The following is a 13,571-nucleotide window of genomic DNA, read 5'->3' as shown; positions in this document are numbered from 1 at the left end:
TCTGCCCGGCCCGAGGGCGGACGGATGCAGGCCGGCGGAGGCGGGACTGCGGGGAAGGGCGTGGTGGGTATGGCCACCGGTATCGGCGGTCTCGTCAAGTCGGGAGCGTTTCCGGCCGCCTGGAGCGGAATCAGGTCCGGCTGGACTGCCACGAGTGGAGTCCGTTCGTCCGTCGCCAGTGCGGCGACCTCGGCCTGGCATGCGGTGAAATTCTGGTGACGGGCGACAGCGGACCGGTTCCCTTCCGGACACAGATCGGGGAAGAAGGCGTGGAGGCAAGGACCTACAGGGGTTTCAACGCCAAGGTGACGTTGTACGACGACCGGGTCGAGATCAAGCGGGCGCTCACTGCCCGTATCGGTGGCGCCAAGGGCTGTGTGGTTGCTCTCGCGGACCTCGTCCGGCCCCTGGCCAAGCCGCCGACCCGACTCGTCAACGGGTACGTCTTCCTGGCGACGGACGCCGATCCGGCGCATCTGGAGTACTGGGCGAACGCCCCGAAGACGAAGATCGGCGGGCAACGACAGGCGATCCTGTTCACCTGGTTCCAGCGTCAGGCCCAAGAGGACTTCCTCACCGCCCTGACCGAAGCCTGGCGGTCGGCACGTCCGTCGGGCTGACCGCCCGCGCGGCATCAGAGACGGGTGCACGGGCTTCCTCGGGGGTCACGAGCCCGCGATCGCGAGATCGCGGGCCCGTTCGCGTCCGCCCACGAAGGTGGTGCCTCACCGTCCTCACCACTCAGCGCAACGGCGTTGCGCTGGGCTTGGCCTTTATCCCTTCAATCGCGGTCTCCTGACCCCAACCCACTTCAAAGCGGCGCCCCTTCACCCGGCACGCCGTGGAGGGTGCGGTGGTACGCGAGTGCCTCCCTGTCAATCCGGTGTTCCGGTGTCTCGCGGAGCACTCCGAGTACGGTGCTGTCCGCTCTGCTCACGATCGTGAGGTCATCGTTGATGAGCAACATTCCTGCGTCCATGAGCACATGGCAGTTGGGACACAGGCACAAGAGGTTGCCCATCGTGTCTGGACCTCCGTGAGGTCTCCCCAACGAGCGGATGTGCGCAGCCTCGGCGTATGCGCGGCCGGCTTGTAGCTGAAGGCGGACCCCGCAGACCTGGCACGTGAAGTCGTGAATTTGTTTCACGAGGTTGGCAATGGCCGTGCTGCGGACAACACGCTGGATCGAGAGGGGCGATCGGACGTCGCCGCCCACCTCCGCCCCTTCGACTTCGTCGAGTTGTGGAAGGTTCGGTACGCCCTGCTCGGCAGGCGCCCGCCGGACGAGGCGGAATCGCCAGACACGCCGGGCTTCTGGACCCTGCTCGGACCAATAGTCCTCAACTGTGTAGAGCCCAGCGTAGCGATAGACCCAGTCACCAGAGGTGTCCATGATCCGGCGCACCACACGGACGGGGGCGCGAGTGGACGCACTCGTCGCCAATGCGGCATTGCCGCGGGTAAGTTGCTGATCACCCATCATCCCCTCGCCGGTATGGAGGATGACGTCACCGTGGTCGTCGTCATCGGTGTGCTCACCACTGACGACGACCGACTCGGCGCCAAGTCTCTCGCCGCCGGCGATGCTGGCCATCAACTGCCGGTGGACACCAGCCCGGACCAGGGCTCCGCGATCGTCGAACCGACGCCCCGGCAGGATTCCCGGCACCGGACCGAACCCGGTGAAGGAGGGCGGTGTGTCTACGGCCCGCCCCGACTGCCCACCAGGCAGGGCAGTCGCCAACTCCCGAACCCTGGCGCGTTCCTCCGTGCGAGCCGTGCGAGCCCGGAGCAAGGCCTCCCGAAGTCTCTCCGTACGCGGGGCCCCGCGTACGGCTGGCTCATCCGCCTCGTCGTCAGCTCCGGTCGCAGAAGCCAGTCCGATGAGGAGCTGGTCGAGCCGCTCTGGCGTCGGAAAGGTCAGCCCGCCGAGGTAGGAGTCCAGGGTGCGAGCGCTCACCTTGCAATGGCGCGCGACCGCTTCAGTCGCCGGGCTGCCGCACTCATCCCAGAGCGCACGCAGCTCCTCGGCGAAGTCGGTCTCTTCTGGTGTACGGCGAGGAGCGGCAACGCCCATGAGGCGAGATTCCTCCGCAATGGCCTCCTCGGCTTCGCGCCGACGCTTGCGCCACCAGTCCCGCTCCGCAACATTGCCGCTCCCCCATGCGCTCACGACTAGATCCAGCGTCTGCGCGCTTGGCAGGCGGGTACCGCTCAGCGCCGCGTAGACCGCCGTCCTTGACGCTCCGCGCGTGACCGCCGCGTCGACTGTTCCGTCCGCCCCTTCCCGGAACTCCCGAAGCGCTCTCGCGAAGGCAGCCAGGGACCCATCACCCTTCACAGGTAGAAGCCGAGCCATTTCCTCACTGTGATATGCATCACATAGTGCCCCTTCTGATGAGTGGTATGGATCACAGTCAACGCATTTGAACGTACTCTGATCTGCGATAACTCTAACACGCTCTAGTCCCGCGATGTTTTCTGCGGATACACAAGCCGTGGTGATCTGCGATCGTTGCGCCAACGGCTGAGTCGGCTGCTCCGCAACGAGCGACGGCTCCCTGCGCCAACAGGAAGCCGTCTTTGCTCGTAGTCCCCATCTATAGGTACGGAGAACTACATGTCTGAGGGTACGGGGAATGCTCTGACTGGCGAAGCGAGCCAGGTCATGGGCGGAGCCTTTGGTGCGGAGCCGCCGCGGCGCTCCACCCGCTGGCTGGCTCCCGCAGGTCTGGCAATGACAAGCACCGGGGCCCTCGCCGCAGGACTCCAGGGCAACCTGACCGTTGCCGCGATGTCGGCGGCCCCGAGCCTGATCTTGGGGTCGTTCTTCTTCTTCGGGGTGGTCTGCCCGGCAGTCTGGTCTCGGAAGCCTCAGCGCCAGAAGGCTGCCCTCGAAGTGATGACGTCCCTCCTTGAGCTGGTTCCGCGACGGAGCCCGACCCGACGGCGGGGATCGGCCGGTTAATCCGTGATCACCGATTCCTAATGCGGTCTGTCAAGCCGCGAGAGTGGTGGGTGGCATGAGTTCGTAGGTCCGTCCGTCGCGGAGGAGGCCTAAGGACGGGAACGCAACGGACAGGGCTCCCGTGCCGGAACGGCTGAGCTGGCGGTGCGTGCGCGGCTCAGCGGGCACGGGTGCCGCTGCGGGAGACCGGCACAGCGGGGGCCGTGTGTGCGGTCCGGCCTGTGGCCCGGCTCTGCGCGGACGCGGTCCAGGCGCCGGGGAACCAGACGGCGGTGTACTGCTCGATGGCGTCGCGCAGCCCGGTGGTGACAGCTCCGTCCCACGGCGGCCGTCCGGGGCGGTGGTACTTGTCGAAGGTGCCGTACTGCTTGGTGTCGGGCCGAGTGTTGGTCGCTTCGTCTCGGCGGTGGAAAGTGCCATGGTCGAGGAAGCTGAGGACGACTGCGTCGATCTCGCCGCGGTCCCGGTGCACTACCGCCAGGCGCAGGCCGCCGTAGGTGTCCGCATAGACAGTGGGGGTGAAATCGATCCGCAGCCGCAGCGCAGCGCCGGGGACGGGAGCGGCGAAGTATGTGTTGCCCACGACGGTGCGATCGTGGAAGGGGAGGTACAGCTCAGCGAAGAACTCGGGTGCCTGCAGGGACAAGAGGGGTCTCCGGTAGGGGTCGGGCTGGTCCTATCGCCGTGGACCGGGCAGGGCCCGTCGACTCGTGGTGCTCCAGCGCGGGACGCTGGCTGCGGGGAGCACTGCCGAACGGCGGGACGCAGCCCCCCGCTGTACGTCGAGCGGGGTGGGGATCGGCGGTCCGGGCGGAAGGATCGGGGTGAGCCGGGCCATGCCCTGGATGTAGCTGAAGGTGTCCTCACGCCACCGGGGCAGTGGAGCCGGGTCGACGACACACTGGGTGACGGCGGTGAGGAGGGCGACGGGGGTGTCGGTGCTGGCCGTGGTGTACCAGACGGGCCGGTCGATGGACTTGCCCGCCCACAGCTGCCAGCGGGCGTCGCGCGTCGTGAGTTCGGCTTCCGGGTCGAGGTGGCCGGTGGTGAACTCCAGGCCGGCGAGCCCGTCCGGGGCATGGACCGCGAACACGCCCCAGCGTGGACGGTCTATCTCCCAACCTCGTTTCAGCAGGGGCACGACCGCGAGGAACGGATCCTGATCGTCGGTCCCGTAGACCGGCCGGGCCAGGTAGGCGTCCGGCCCCTGTTCGTACGCCGTGGCGAGGACAGTGGTGAACGCCTGGACGAACTCGGTGGGGACTCGGTCATTGAAACAGACGCCCCAGGTCGGCGGCCCGAACGGATCACGGTAGGCGTTGATGCGCCAGAGCCCGTCGTCCTCCCCCTCGGGGAGGTAGCCCAGGCGGACCTTGCGGTCGGGAGCGTTGACGTAGGCGTTGCCGAGGTCGTCGTTATGGAGGTCCCAGCCGAGGTCGATCAGCGGAGCGAGGGCTGGGTCTCCGATCCCGGTGGTGGAGGCGAGATGGCGTGGCGAGACGAAGACGTCTCCGTCGGTCGTGCGCAGTTCGTCGTAAGAGGTCACAGGTTCCTGAGTGGTGAAGACGAGCGGGTCAGGCGGCGAGCACCAGGGCTTCTTGGAGGGCTTCGCTGGAGCCGGTGTAGTGCAGCGTCCGCAGGCCCAAGCGGGCGGCTGCCTGGCAGTTGTCGGCACGGTCGTCCACGAACAGAACGCGTCGTGGATCGCAGACTCCGGTGGCCAGCAGTGCGTGTTGATAGGCGGCCGGATCGGGCTTGCACACCTCAAGTCGAGCTGAGTACAGCGCCTGGGTCATCATGCGTCGCCAGTCGTGGGTGTCGAGCACGGTACTGAGGTGGGCAGGTGCGTTGGACAGGAGCACCATTCGCAGTCCGGTGGCGTGGGCGCGACGTAGGACGGCCAGGACGCTCTCGTCGGTCTTGGTCCACATGGCCGTGTCCGCGGCAAGGAGTTCGTCCAGCAGGCGGGAGCCGGGATGGGTGCCAAGGACGCGTGCCCAGTACGCCAAGTCGCTGAGCTGGCCGACATCGTAGAGTTCGCGGGCGTTCCAGAAGGCTCGCTGGAAGCCTGCGAGATCGTCTTCGGGCCATGAGGCGGTGCGGGCCAGTCGAAGCCAGTGGGCGCGGGTTGGTTGCAGTCCGATGACCCCGTTGTAGTCGAGGATGACGGCGTCGAGGCTGGTGAGACGGGTCAAGGGGCGGTTTTCTCCAGGGCGCGACGGGCGAGGGCAGCGAGTGTGGCTGCGAGGAGGGCGGGTAGCAGCAGGGCTGTGGGCAGGGTCGTGATGCTGGCGATGGCGCCGATGAGGGCGGGGCCGGCGAGCAGGCCGAGGTAGCCCGTGACGGACACCGTGGCGACGACTCTCGGCCCGTGGCTCCCGGCGGCGGTGATCAGGGAGGGGACGGTGGTGGACAGGCCGAGCCCGAAGACCGCCCAGCCGGCCAGCGCCGCGGCCACGCTGTCGGCCAGGACACCGGTGGCCAGCCCGGCTGCGGCAAGCATCGCGCCGGCGCGGACAACGGCAGGTGCGCCGAAGCGGAGGGTGAGCCGGTCGCCAGTCAGTCGGCCGATCGCCATGCTGGTGCTGTACAGGGCGAAGGAACTCGCGGCGACAGCCGTACCGGCATGCAGGGAGTGCACGTGCACGGCGGCCCAGTCAGCTGCCGCTCCCTCCCCCAGCAAGCTGGCAGCCGCCAGCGCACCCAGCAGCCACACCCGGCCCGTCGGCCGGTCCCGATCGGGCCCGTGGGGGTCGAAGGACTTGGAATCGGTGCCGCTCAGCGTGAGGGTACGCGGCCCGGCCACGAGCACGCTCGCCGTCAGCGCGGCGCCGACCGTCAGGAACAGAGCGCTGTGGGCTGTGCCAGCGGTGGCCGCGGCCAGGGCCGCGCCGCTCAGCGCGCCGACCGAGTAGGCAGCGTGCAGGGACGACATGATGGGCTTGCCGTAGGCGTTCTGACAGCGGACCGCCTCGGTATTGGCGGCGACGTCCAAAACACCGTGCGCGGCGCCGAAGGCAAGCGCCGCTGCGAGCAGCGAGGCCAGCGTCCTGCATTGCCCGACCAGAGCGAGTGCTGCCGCCAGTGCGATAGCTCCGCCGACCAGGAGCCCGGGAAGCCGTTCGGGTCGGGCGAGCCGACCACCGACCTGCAGTCCGGCGACCATACCGACAGCGGCAGCAAGCAGGACGAGGGAGAGACTGCCGGTTGTGAGGTGGGCTGCGTGCTGGACAGCTGGCATCCGGGCGCCCCAGACAGCCATCACCACACCCAGGCCGAGGAAGTAGCCGGTCAGCAGGGCACGGCTGTGCCGGAGGGAGACGTCGGTGCGGCTCATGCGGGGCGCCCTACGACGACAGGTTCGTCGACCGTGCGGGGCACGACGTGGACCTGGATGCGGCAGGCGGCCTGCTCGGCTCGAGCCTGCGCCAGGTCCGCTGTGGGCGCGGAGGTGATCAGGTAGCCGATGCGGGCGGTGAACATGTCTCCGCCGTCGGCCGGAAGGAGGAGCTGGTCGCCGACACGGCGCTGGAAGTGGATGCGCTCCAGCCACGGCGGGCGGCTCCCGTCGAAGTGGAGGCGGCGCACGGTGCCGGAGGTTTCCGGGTAGATCAGTTGGACCGCGGCGGCCGAGGAGTGGGTGGGGGTGAGGTCGGGGGCGCGGTTGCAGGCGATGCCGGCGGCAGCGCGCGGCAGGTCGATGCCGGTGGCCAGGCGGACGAGGTGGCCGATCATGTCGCCCGCGATCCGGCCGTTGACCTCGATCAGCCGGGGGCGGCCGTCGACCAGGCGCATCTCGATGTGGCTGACCCCGTCGGTGATGCCCAGAGCACGGATCGCAGCTCGGGCCGTCGGGGCGACCACGTCGAGCAGCGGGTCGTTCGCGTCAACGCTGTGAGCCAGTTCCTCGAAGTACGGCGGGGCGCTGACGGTCTTGCGGGTGACCGCGACGGCGGTGGTCTCACCGTGGTAGGTGACGCACTCGATCGACACCTCGGGTCCGTCGAGATACTCCTCCACCAGCACACTGGTGTTCTCCCGCCCCAAGGCGGCCGCCTTCTCGGCGAACTCGTAGGCAGCGGTGAGCTGTTCAGGGGTGTCTGTGCGGATCACGCCCATACTGGCCGCGTGCGCGGCGGGCTTCAGCACGACCGGGTAGCCGATCCGCTCGGCCGCCGCCTCGGCCTCCCGAAGCGTGCGCACACTCACCGAGGCGGCCGAGGGAACCCCGTACCGGGCGAACAGACTGCGCGAGGTGGCCTTGTTGCGGCACGCCTGCATGGCCTCCGGGGCGTTGGTCTGCAGACCGAGCTGGCGTGCGAGACGGGCGGTCGGGACGACGTACCATTCGGTCCAGGTGAACACCCCGGCCAGGTCGTAGCGTTCGGCCAGGGCCCGGCCGGCGGCGGACAACGCCGCCTGATCGGTCGGGTCGGGTACGACCACGCAGTCGCGGAGGTACGGCACCTCCCACGACGGTTCCTCGCTGGTGATCAGGACGACGTCGTAGGTCGCGGCCACGGACTGCAGGCAGTAGCCGCGATACGCCTCGGCTTCCATGTCGGCGGCTGCGACGATCAGGACAACAGGGCGGTCGGACAAGAAGGTGCTCCTCGAAAGTTCAGATGGTGGAAAGGCCTTGCGGCAGGTGCTCGCAGACCGCGCGTCGGCGACGGATCTCGATCGCGAAGGCCCCCGCAGGGTGCTGGACGAGCAGCTTTCGCTCGTGCCGGGGGTCAGGCCATCGACGTGGGCGCGGCAGTAAGGGGGAGCGTGCGCAGGCGGGTGAAGGCGATGGCGAGGCCGATAGCCTGCCCGACGGCAGCGAGGGTGATGGCGTGTCCCAGATGGTCGGGTGGTACGGCCGCAACCAACAGACCGGCGGCGGGGAAGGGCATCAGGAGCAGCAGGATCGTCACGGCGAGGGTGCTGCCGAACACGTCGGACGGGATCAGCCGTGAGCGCAGAGTGCGCAGTACGACTGTGAGGCCGCCTTCGCCCGCCATCAAGGCGGCGATCAGCAGGAGGTAGCCGCGGTATGTGTCGGCCCAGGCGAGGGCGAGCGTCGCTCCAGCCGCGACGATGGCGGCCACGGCGCCGACCGGCCACAGGCCCCATCGGTCGATGGCGTTGCGGGATGCGGTGATGGCGAGCAGGGACGCCACGGCTGCGGCGGACCAGATGAGTCCGGCGTCCGCGCTGGAATGCCCCAGCTCGGTGACGACGACAACCGGGACGGCGGCCTGCAGAAGGGCGACAGAACCGTTGGAAACGACCAGCCCGCCCACCAGCCAGGCAAGGGCAGGCAGTGAGCGCAGTGTCGCCCAGCCCGTGCGCAGCCCGTACTCGACAGTGACCGGGCCGGTCGGCGGGGAGGGCTTGCGGGGCCCGAGCGCGGCAGCGAGGAGGGAGAAGCTCGCGAGCGAGGCGAGCATGACGACCGCTCCGCCGTGCTCCAGCAGCAGGCCGGAGAGAGCAGGCCCGGCAAGGGTGGCGGTCTGGTCAATCCCCAGCAGGACGGACTGCACCCGGTGCGCTTGGGTGCCGGCCTTCCGGCTTGCCTCGCCGCCCGAGGTCTCGACCGCCACGTAACTGACCTCGGTGAGTACGCCGATGGACGCGGCGAGCACCATCACGATGAGGGTCGAGGCAGGCGTGCGGGCGTCGAGGAGCACCAAGACGGCGGCAGCGGCGACTACGACCAGGGCCCGCACGAGACAGGCAGTGCGGAAGACGAGGGCCGTGCCGTAGCGGTCGACCAGCCTGCCGGCCACCGTGAACGCGCCGATGCGCGGGAGCCACCCCAGCGCGAAGGACACACCCGTCAAAGCCACCGAGCCGGTAGTTGCCAGGACGAGCAGGGGGACGCCGTAGGTCGTCATCGCGAACGCGGCGGCGTCCGCCCCGCGCGGCAGATAGATCCTGCACGCCAGGCCCGCGATCGGCGTCACGCGGCGACGCCAGAGGTACAGGAAGTCTGCTGAGGCTGGTGGGCGGACAACCAATCGGCCATCTGCCGGCGGATCCGACGGAGTTCTGCGTCGACCTCGAAGCGTGCGAATCGGGCATCCGCGATCGTCTCTGCCAGCAGAGCGAAGGTGTGATGGATCCGTCCGGCGAAGTCACCAGTTGCGGCCGGGTAGTTGTTGCGTCGGGCCCAGCGGGCCGTCGCATCGTAGAGGTCGGCCAGGTCCCGTCCGGCTGCGGTGAGCTCCAGTCCGGAGAGGGAGCGGTCGAGGAGTCCGAGGGTGTCTGCCTGGTCGACGGCCTGCCGGATCTGGTGCGTGGTGAGGGCGGTGAGGGTGCGTGTCAGTGCTCGGGGCGGGATGGCTTCGTGGTCGTCGATCTCGCTGACCAGGCAGATCAGGTCGGCAGAGGACAGCGCCGCGCACGCGTGCTGCAGCTGCTGAGGGGATATGGCGGGGATCATCGGCGAGCTCCTGCCATCGGCGGGGCGGTTTTAGGACCGACCGGTGTGGCGTGGGAGAACAGCTCACCGTTGGGCCAGGCAAGGTGGTGGGCGGGCTGGGGCTGTACAGCTGGTGCGGGTGGTGCGGATGGAGTCGGCAGCCGGGACGGGTGGCCTGCCCAGGTGCGGGCGGCGGTGTTCCCCTGCGGATCTGGGTTGTTGCCCCAGAGCGGGTGGTTCGCCGCGTGGCCCATCGGCCGTCCGGCGGCCCACATGGACAGCGTGCCGAAGACCTGGCTGAGTCTGTCGCCGGACGGCGAGAGGCGGTAGGGCTGTCCCGGGCCATCAGTCACTACCAAGCCGTCGTCGATGAGCTGGCGTAGCGGTGGATAGATGTTGGTCCAGTAGCCGGCGGGTATGACGATGCGGGCCAGGGCCCGGGCGCTTGTCTCCTGACGCACCTTCAGTACCCAGAGAATCGCAGGGGCTTGCCTACGGGCCAGGAGCGTGAGGCTGTCCTCGACCTGCTCGATCGTGGACAGCGGCTGTTCCGGCTTCTCCAAGTGCTCCTCGGCCCAGGCAGCGATCAACGGGAGCACCGTCAGAAGCTGGCGGCCGCGCAGGGTGAGGCCGTAGGTGACGTGGCGGACGGAGTATTCGCTGCGATCGACGAGGCCGACATCGCAGAGCGAGCGGATTTTCGGGTGCAGCTGGCCGTTCTGGAGATGAGGCAGCTGGTCCGCGATCTGCGTGTAGCGCTGCCGTTGCTCATTCAGGGCCAGCAGGATCCGCACGTTCCAGCGCGGGGTGATCATGCGGAGTGCTTCGGTGACGCGGGCGATGTCGGCATCGACGGCGAGTGGCAGCCCGGTGGTGGCCAAGGGGGGATCTCCTGGGTGCGAAAGGAGCTGGGGCGGGTCAGCATGTAGGGGCAGCGCTCACAGCCGGCGCGCCCGAGGCGCCCCGCCGCTCCGAGGTGCTGGGGCATCGGTGGCAGGAGGCGGGGTCGCCGTGACCGTCTGCTGGGTCATGCGGACAAGCCGGGTCTGTTGTCCGGGCGGAGTCATGCTGCGCAGCAGGTCGTCCAGGACTGCACGGCAGCCGTCGCGGGTATCCAGTGCCGCTTCCAGCCACTGCGCGTCCATCCGCAGCACGTCGGAGGACAGCTCGTCCATGTCGCGCTCGGGCGCCATCGCCTCGTGTACACGGTCACGGATCCGGGCGACCTGCTCTTCAGCCAGGGCCAGGAACGAGCGCAGTTCGAGCGCCCGGGTCAGCGCGGCGGAGGCGTCCGGACCTACGGCCGTCACATACAGCTGGGCGACCGGGGCGCCGAAGACCTCCCGGAGCCGGGCGTCCTGAGTGCAGGGCTTGTCACGGACGCTCATCGCAGGACTCCTCGGCTTGTTGCGGGCGCCGTCGCGGGTCGGGCCGGCGCGCTGGTCTGTACGGCCGGGCCTCGGCGGGCCCAGCGGTTGGCACGGGCCGCACGTTCTGCGGCAACGCTCTGTTTGCCTGCGGCACTGGGGGCGAGGAGCCAGCGCACGACCATGGCCCGTCCGTCACGCATGGCCACGGCCGCGTTGACGCGGTGGGCGAGGTCCATCGTCGGATCGTCGACCTCACCGGGCTGCGTCTCCAGCGCGGCAAGAAGGTCGTCCTCGGCTCGTCCGAGCGCCGCCTGGGACTCGGTCAGGAGCTTGTGCCACCTCACCACGTCGGTGGCTTCCGGGCTCGCTTCCGGCGCCGCAGCCACCGCGGCAGCCAGTTCGTCGATGCTCATCCCGAAGCGACGCTCGATCTGTTCGGCGAGCACGCCCACGACATCCTCTATGCCGTCGGACACAAAGAACTCCTTTCTGCGGGGCACGGCAAATGCTGAACTTCTACGGAGGAGACAGCGGGGAACAGTCGGCCGACCCAGCCGCCTTTGCGACAGCTCGGCGGCATCTCTCCGCGGCAGTAACCTTCGTACGGGGAAACGAGAATTCCGGTAGGAGACAGCCAGGCTTTCTCTCCGCCGGCTGTACAAGAGTCCACTGATTCGCCGGTTTGGCTAACCGGCGATCGTCAGCTATGTTGCGCCCCGCTGAGCGGATTTGATGTTCAGCGGTTTCGCCTTGGCGGGCGTTTCATAGGGGGTGCCGGCACTGGGCCCGGCCGCCGGGCGAGCAGAGCCTCGAGCCGGACGGGCGGCAAGGGTGCGGCCTCTCCATTGAGGCGGTTGTCGCACCACTGAAATGCTTCTTCGGCAGTGGCGAAGCCGCCCTCACGCAGGGTGTGGGTCAAGGCGTCGGTGTCCACTTCCTCGTGCAACACACGGAACGGCGCGGGGTCGCACACGTCGAGGACGTGCAGCACCACGAGGGTGGTCATGTCGTCAGGGTCGTCCTGGGTGTGGCTGTGCACGAGGGCGAAGTGGTCCCCGTCGTCCATCAAGCGCTGCTCCAGCGCGTGGGTCGCGTCGTCGGCGGGCCTGGTGCCCATGCCTGGGCGCAGGCCGATGGCGTCTCGCGGACAGCCGCGGTGGATGAGCCAGGACTGGGCCATGGCGGGCAGGGGCAGTGCGGCGTGCTCGAAACGAAAGGTCTTTCGCTTCAAGTCCCGCTCCAGGTGCAGGGCGACGATCTGCGGTTCGCCAGGGACACCCCAGGTGACGGCCCCGTTGTGGAGGACGTAGAAACTGCGCGCCCCGTCGGCGGAATGGTGCTCGGCGAGCGTAGTGAGCATGTACTGCTCGATCTCGATGGCGTGCCAGAACTTCTCTTCCGTCAGCTCGTCGGCAGCCTCGAAGTCGTCCAGGCACAAGTCCGGTTCTGGTGAAGGCATAGGGGCTTTCGGTAGGAGGCGCAGGGCAGTGGCGGGGCTTGTAGGTGTCCGGACAAGCTCCGGACCGGACACGGGCTGCGGCGGCGGCCGGAACCGATCGGTGGCTAGCGGCCAGTGCGGCACGGCCGTCGTCGGTCAACGCGACCGACTGCCCGGCGCAGGTGAGTACTCCTTGGGTCAGCGCGTGTGACGCGCGGAGGGAGCATGGACCGAGTGGGGCAGGCCCCGCGTCGCGGAGGGCAGAGGGCCCGGCTTCGGAACGGGGTCTCTGGGCGTGAGCTGCGGCGAGCGGGAACGGGCTGCGTGGGTGCGGGCGCTCAGGGGTCGGCGAGCCATTCCCAGGCGTTGGCCGACGGTGTCGTAGATGTCGTTGCGGGCCCGCGGCCGTACGGCCACAACGTGGATCTCCGTGCGGTGTGCGGACGTCGGTGGCGCCGGGCGCACGGCGTAGACGACGCGCCATTCCTTACGGGAGTCCACGACGAGCTTGCGGTGGCCGGACAAGTCCCCGGTCAGCTTGGTACCGAACAGATCGGCGTTCACCACGTCCTGGAGCTGAGCGAGGGCCAAGTCGCGGATGTCGCTGGGGGCCTGCAGGAGGTCGGTCAGGGCCCGAGGGTCGAAGGTGAGGCCGAAGGCCGGCTGCCCCTCGTTCATGATGTCGGCTGGCCCGGTTCACCGGAACCGGGCGTGGCGGCCTCCGGCAGGTTCGCCTTCGCTGGGCGGGCCGAGGGCGGAGGGCCGGGCAGGAGCCGGTGCGCGGGCCGTTCCGGTGAGGTCATGCACGCGGACAGCGGACCGCCGGGAGCCCGGATCGCCGCCATGGCGTGGGTGAGGAAGTCCCGGTGCCAGACGAACAGTCCGCTCAGGCCGGCTTCGGGGTCCTTGTGCTGCTCGTAGGCGAGCCACAGGGCGTGCAGCCAGGCCACGACATCGTCGTGCTCCTGCCACTGCAGGCACCAGGGCGCCGCCGTGGTGACCTCGGCCCCGTAAACCGGCAGGAGGAAGTCATCGACCCAGTCCGACAGCGAGTCGAGTTCGTCCTCGTACTCCTCGCCTTCAAGTTCCAGGATCGGGCGAGGCTCAGGCGGAGCGGCCGAAGGCGGCCCGCCTATCCCCGGCAGGCCGAACGCCGCGAACGGCGAGGGGCCGGTGACCGGCGTCGCGGCGAGGTGATCGAGCTGTTGTGCCTGCTGCGCGGACTGCTCCATCAGCTTCCGGACGCTGGCCTCGATTCCTTCGAGGTGCGGGTCGGGAACCCGGACCGGCTCCAACTCCCGTGTTTCGTGCGGTTCTACGGATTCGGGCATGTGAGAACGGGCCTCCTTGAAGCCGTGGAAGAAAAGGTGCCGGAGCCTGGATGCC

At 68.9% G+C, this 13,571-nt stretch carries 15 protein-coding genes; 1 reads left to right on the top strand and 14 read right to left on the bottom strand.

Annotation, left to right across the window (positions count from 1 at the left end; all coding sequences use genetic code 11):
* Positions 1 to 269: 269 nt before the first annotated feature.
* The gene (locus ACWC24_RS14200) at positions 270 to 620 is read left to right on the top strand and encodes a hypothetical protein (RefSeq protein ID WP_450663079.1); all 351 of its coding nucleotides are present in this window, start codon (positions 270 to 272) and stop codon (positions 618 to 620) included.
* A gap of 191 nt (positions 621 to 811) precedes the next feature.
* Here the strand turns inward: ACWC24_RS14200 and ACWC24_RS14195 are convergent, their stop codons facing one another.
* From ACWC24_RS14195 to ACWC24_RS14130, 14 genes are all read right to left on the bottom strand, one after another.
* Complete coding sequence (locus ACWC24_RS14195) at positions 812 to 2,173, bottom strand: YDG/SRA domain-containing protein (protein WP_450663078.1); 1,362 nt, start codon at positions 2,171 to 2,173, stop codon at positions 812 to 814.
* A 952-nt stretch (positions 2,174 to 3,125) separates the two neighbouring features.
* Positions 3,126 to 3,614, bottom strand: a complete 489-nt coding sequence (locus tag ACWC24_RS14190; RefSeq protein WP_450663077.1) for a hypothetical protein — start codon at positions 3,612 to 3,614, stop codon at positions 3,126 to 3,128.
* Between the two features lie 30 nt (positions 3,615 to 3,644).
* Positions 3,645 to 4,514, bottom strand: coding sequence for a DUF317 domain-containing protein (locus ACWC24_RS14185; protein WP_450663076.1), 870 nt, complete (start codon positions 4,512 to 4,514; stop codon positions 3,645 to 3,647).
* Between the two features lie 28 nt (positions 4,515 to 4,542).
* Positions 4,543 to 5,163 (bottom strand): HAD family hydrolase, encoded by a 621-nt coding sequence (locus tag ACWC24_RS14180; RefSeq protein ID WP_450663075.1) that lies wholly within the window; start codon positions 5,161 to 5,163, stop codon positions 4,543 to 4,545.
* Positions 5,160 to 6,305 carry an MFS transporter gene (locus tag ACWC24_RS14175; protein ID WP_450663074.1) on the bottom strand — a complete coding sequence of 382 codons (1,146 nt, stop codon included), beginning with the start codon at positions 6,303 to 6,305 and terminating at the stop codon, positions 5,160 to 5,162. Before ACWC24_RS14175 ends, ACWC24_RS14180 begins: the two co-directional genes overlap by 4 nt.
* Complete coding sequence (locus tag ACWC24_RS14170) at positions 6,302 to 7,528, bottom strand: ATP-grasp domain-containing protein (protein ID WP_450663117.1); 1,227 nt, start codon at positions 7,526 to 7,528, stop codon at positions 6,302 to 6,304. The genes ACWC24_RS14175 and ACWC24_RS14170 overlap by 4 nt, the downstream gene beginning before the upstream one ends.
* A gap of 176 nt (positions 7,529 to 7,704) precedes the next feature.
* On the bottom strand, positions 7,705 to 8,850 hold the full coding sequence (locus ACWC24_RS14165; RefSeq protein ID WP_450663116.1) for an MFS transporter: 1,146 nt from the start codon (positions 8,848 to 8,850) through the stop codon (positions 7,705 to 7,707).
* A 65-nt stretch (positions 8,851 to 8,915) separates the two neighbouring features.
* Complete coding sequence (locus ACWC24_RS14160; RefSeq protein ID WP_450663073.1) at positions 8,916 to 9,398, bottom strand: hypothetical protein; 483 nt, start codon at positions 9,396 to 9,398, stop codon at positions 8,916 to 8,918.
* On the bottom strand, positions 9,395 to 10,258 hold the full coding sequence (locus tag ACWC24_RS14155) for a winged helix-turn-helix transcriptional regulator (RefSeq protein WP_450663072.1): 864 nt from the start codon (positions 10,256 to 10,258) through the stop codon (positions 9,395 to 9,397). The genes ACWC24_RS14160 and ACWC24_RS14155 overlap by 4 nt, the downstream gene beginning before the upstream one ends.
* 57 nt (positions 10,259 to 10,315) lie before the next feature.
* Positions 10,316 to 10,765, bottom strand: coding sequence for a hypothetical protein (locus ACWC24_RS14150; protein WP_450663071.1), 450 nt, complete (start codon positions 10,763 to 10,765; stop codon positions 10,316 to 10,318).
* Positions 10,762 to 11,223, bottom strand: a complete 462-nt coding sequence (locus ACWC24_RS14145; protein ID WP_450663070.1) for a hypothetical protein — start codon at positions 11,221 to 11,223, stop codon at positions 10,762 to 10,764. Before ACWC24_RS14145 ends, ACWC24_RS14150 begins: the two co-directional genes overlap by 4 nt.
* 260 nt (positions 11,224 to 11,483) lie before the next feature.
* Positions 11,484 to 12,185, bottom strand: a complete 702-nt coding sequence (locus tag ACWC24_RS14140; protein WP_450663069.1) for a hypothetical protein — start codon at positions 12,183 to 12,185, stop codon at positions 11,484 to 11,486.
* Between the two features lie 198 nt (positions 12,186 to 12,383).
* Entirely contained in the window at positions 12,384 to 12,863 is a 480-nt protein-coding gene (locus tag ACWC24_RS14135) for a hypothetical protein (RefSeq protein WP_450663068.1), read from the bottom strand.
* The gene (locus tag ACWC24_RS14130; protein WP_450663115.1) at positions 12,860 to 13,417 is read right to left on the bottom strand and encodes a DUF4913 domain-containing protein; all 558 of its coding nucleotides are present in this window, start codon (positions 13,415 to 13,417) and stop codon (positions 12,860 to 12,862) included. Before ACWC24_RS14130 ends, ACWC24_RS14135 begins: the two co-directional genes overlap by 4 nt.
* Positions 13,418 to 13,571: the final 154 nt, after the last annotated feature.

This window comes from Streptomyces sp. NPDC001443, from assembly GCF_053597355.1.
Note: the sequence above shows the minus strand (reverse complement) of the source record. Positions and strands in the feature narration are given on the sequence as shown.

Coding starts and splice junctions, on each gene's coding strand:
- ACWC24_RS14175 (WP_450663074.1), bottom strand. CDS start 6,305: ATGAGCCGCACCGACGTCTCCCTCCGGCACAGCCGTGCCCTGCTGACC.
- ACWC24_RS14170 (WP_450663117.1), bottom strand. CDS start 7,528: ATGGAAGCCGAGGCGTATCGCGGCTACTGCCTGCAGTCCGTGGCCGCG.
- ACWC24_RS14165 (WP_450663116.1), bottom strand. CDS start 8,850: ATGACGACCTACGGCGTCCCCCTGCTCGTCCTGGCAACTACCGGCTCG.
- ACWC24_RS14160 (WP_450663073.1), bottom strand. CDS start 9,398: ATGATCCCCGCCATATCCCCTCAGCAGCTGCAGCACGCGTGCGCGGCG.
- ACWC24_RS14150 (WP_450663071.1), bottom strand. CDS start 10,765: ATGAGCGTCCGTGACAAGCCCTGCACTCAGGACGCCCGGCTCCGGGAG.
- ACWC24_RS14135 (WP_450663068.1), bottom strand. CDS start 12,863: ATGAACGAGGGGCAGCCGGCCTTCGGCCTCACCTTCGACCCTCGGGCC.
- ACWC24_RS14130 (WP_450663115.1), bottom strand. CDS start 13,417: ATGGAGCAGTCCGCGCAGCAGGCACAACAGCTCGATCACCTCGCCGCG.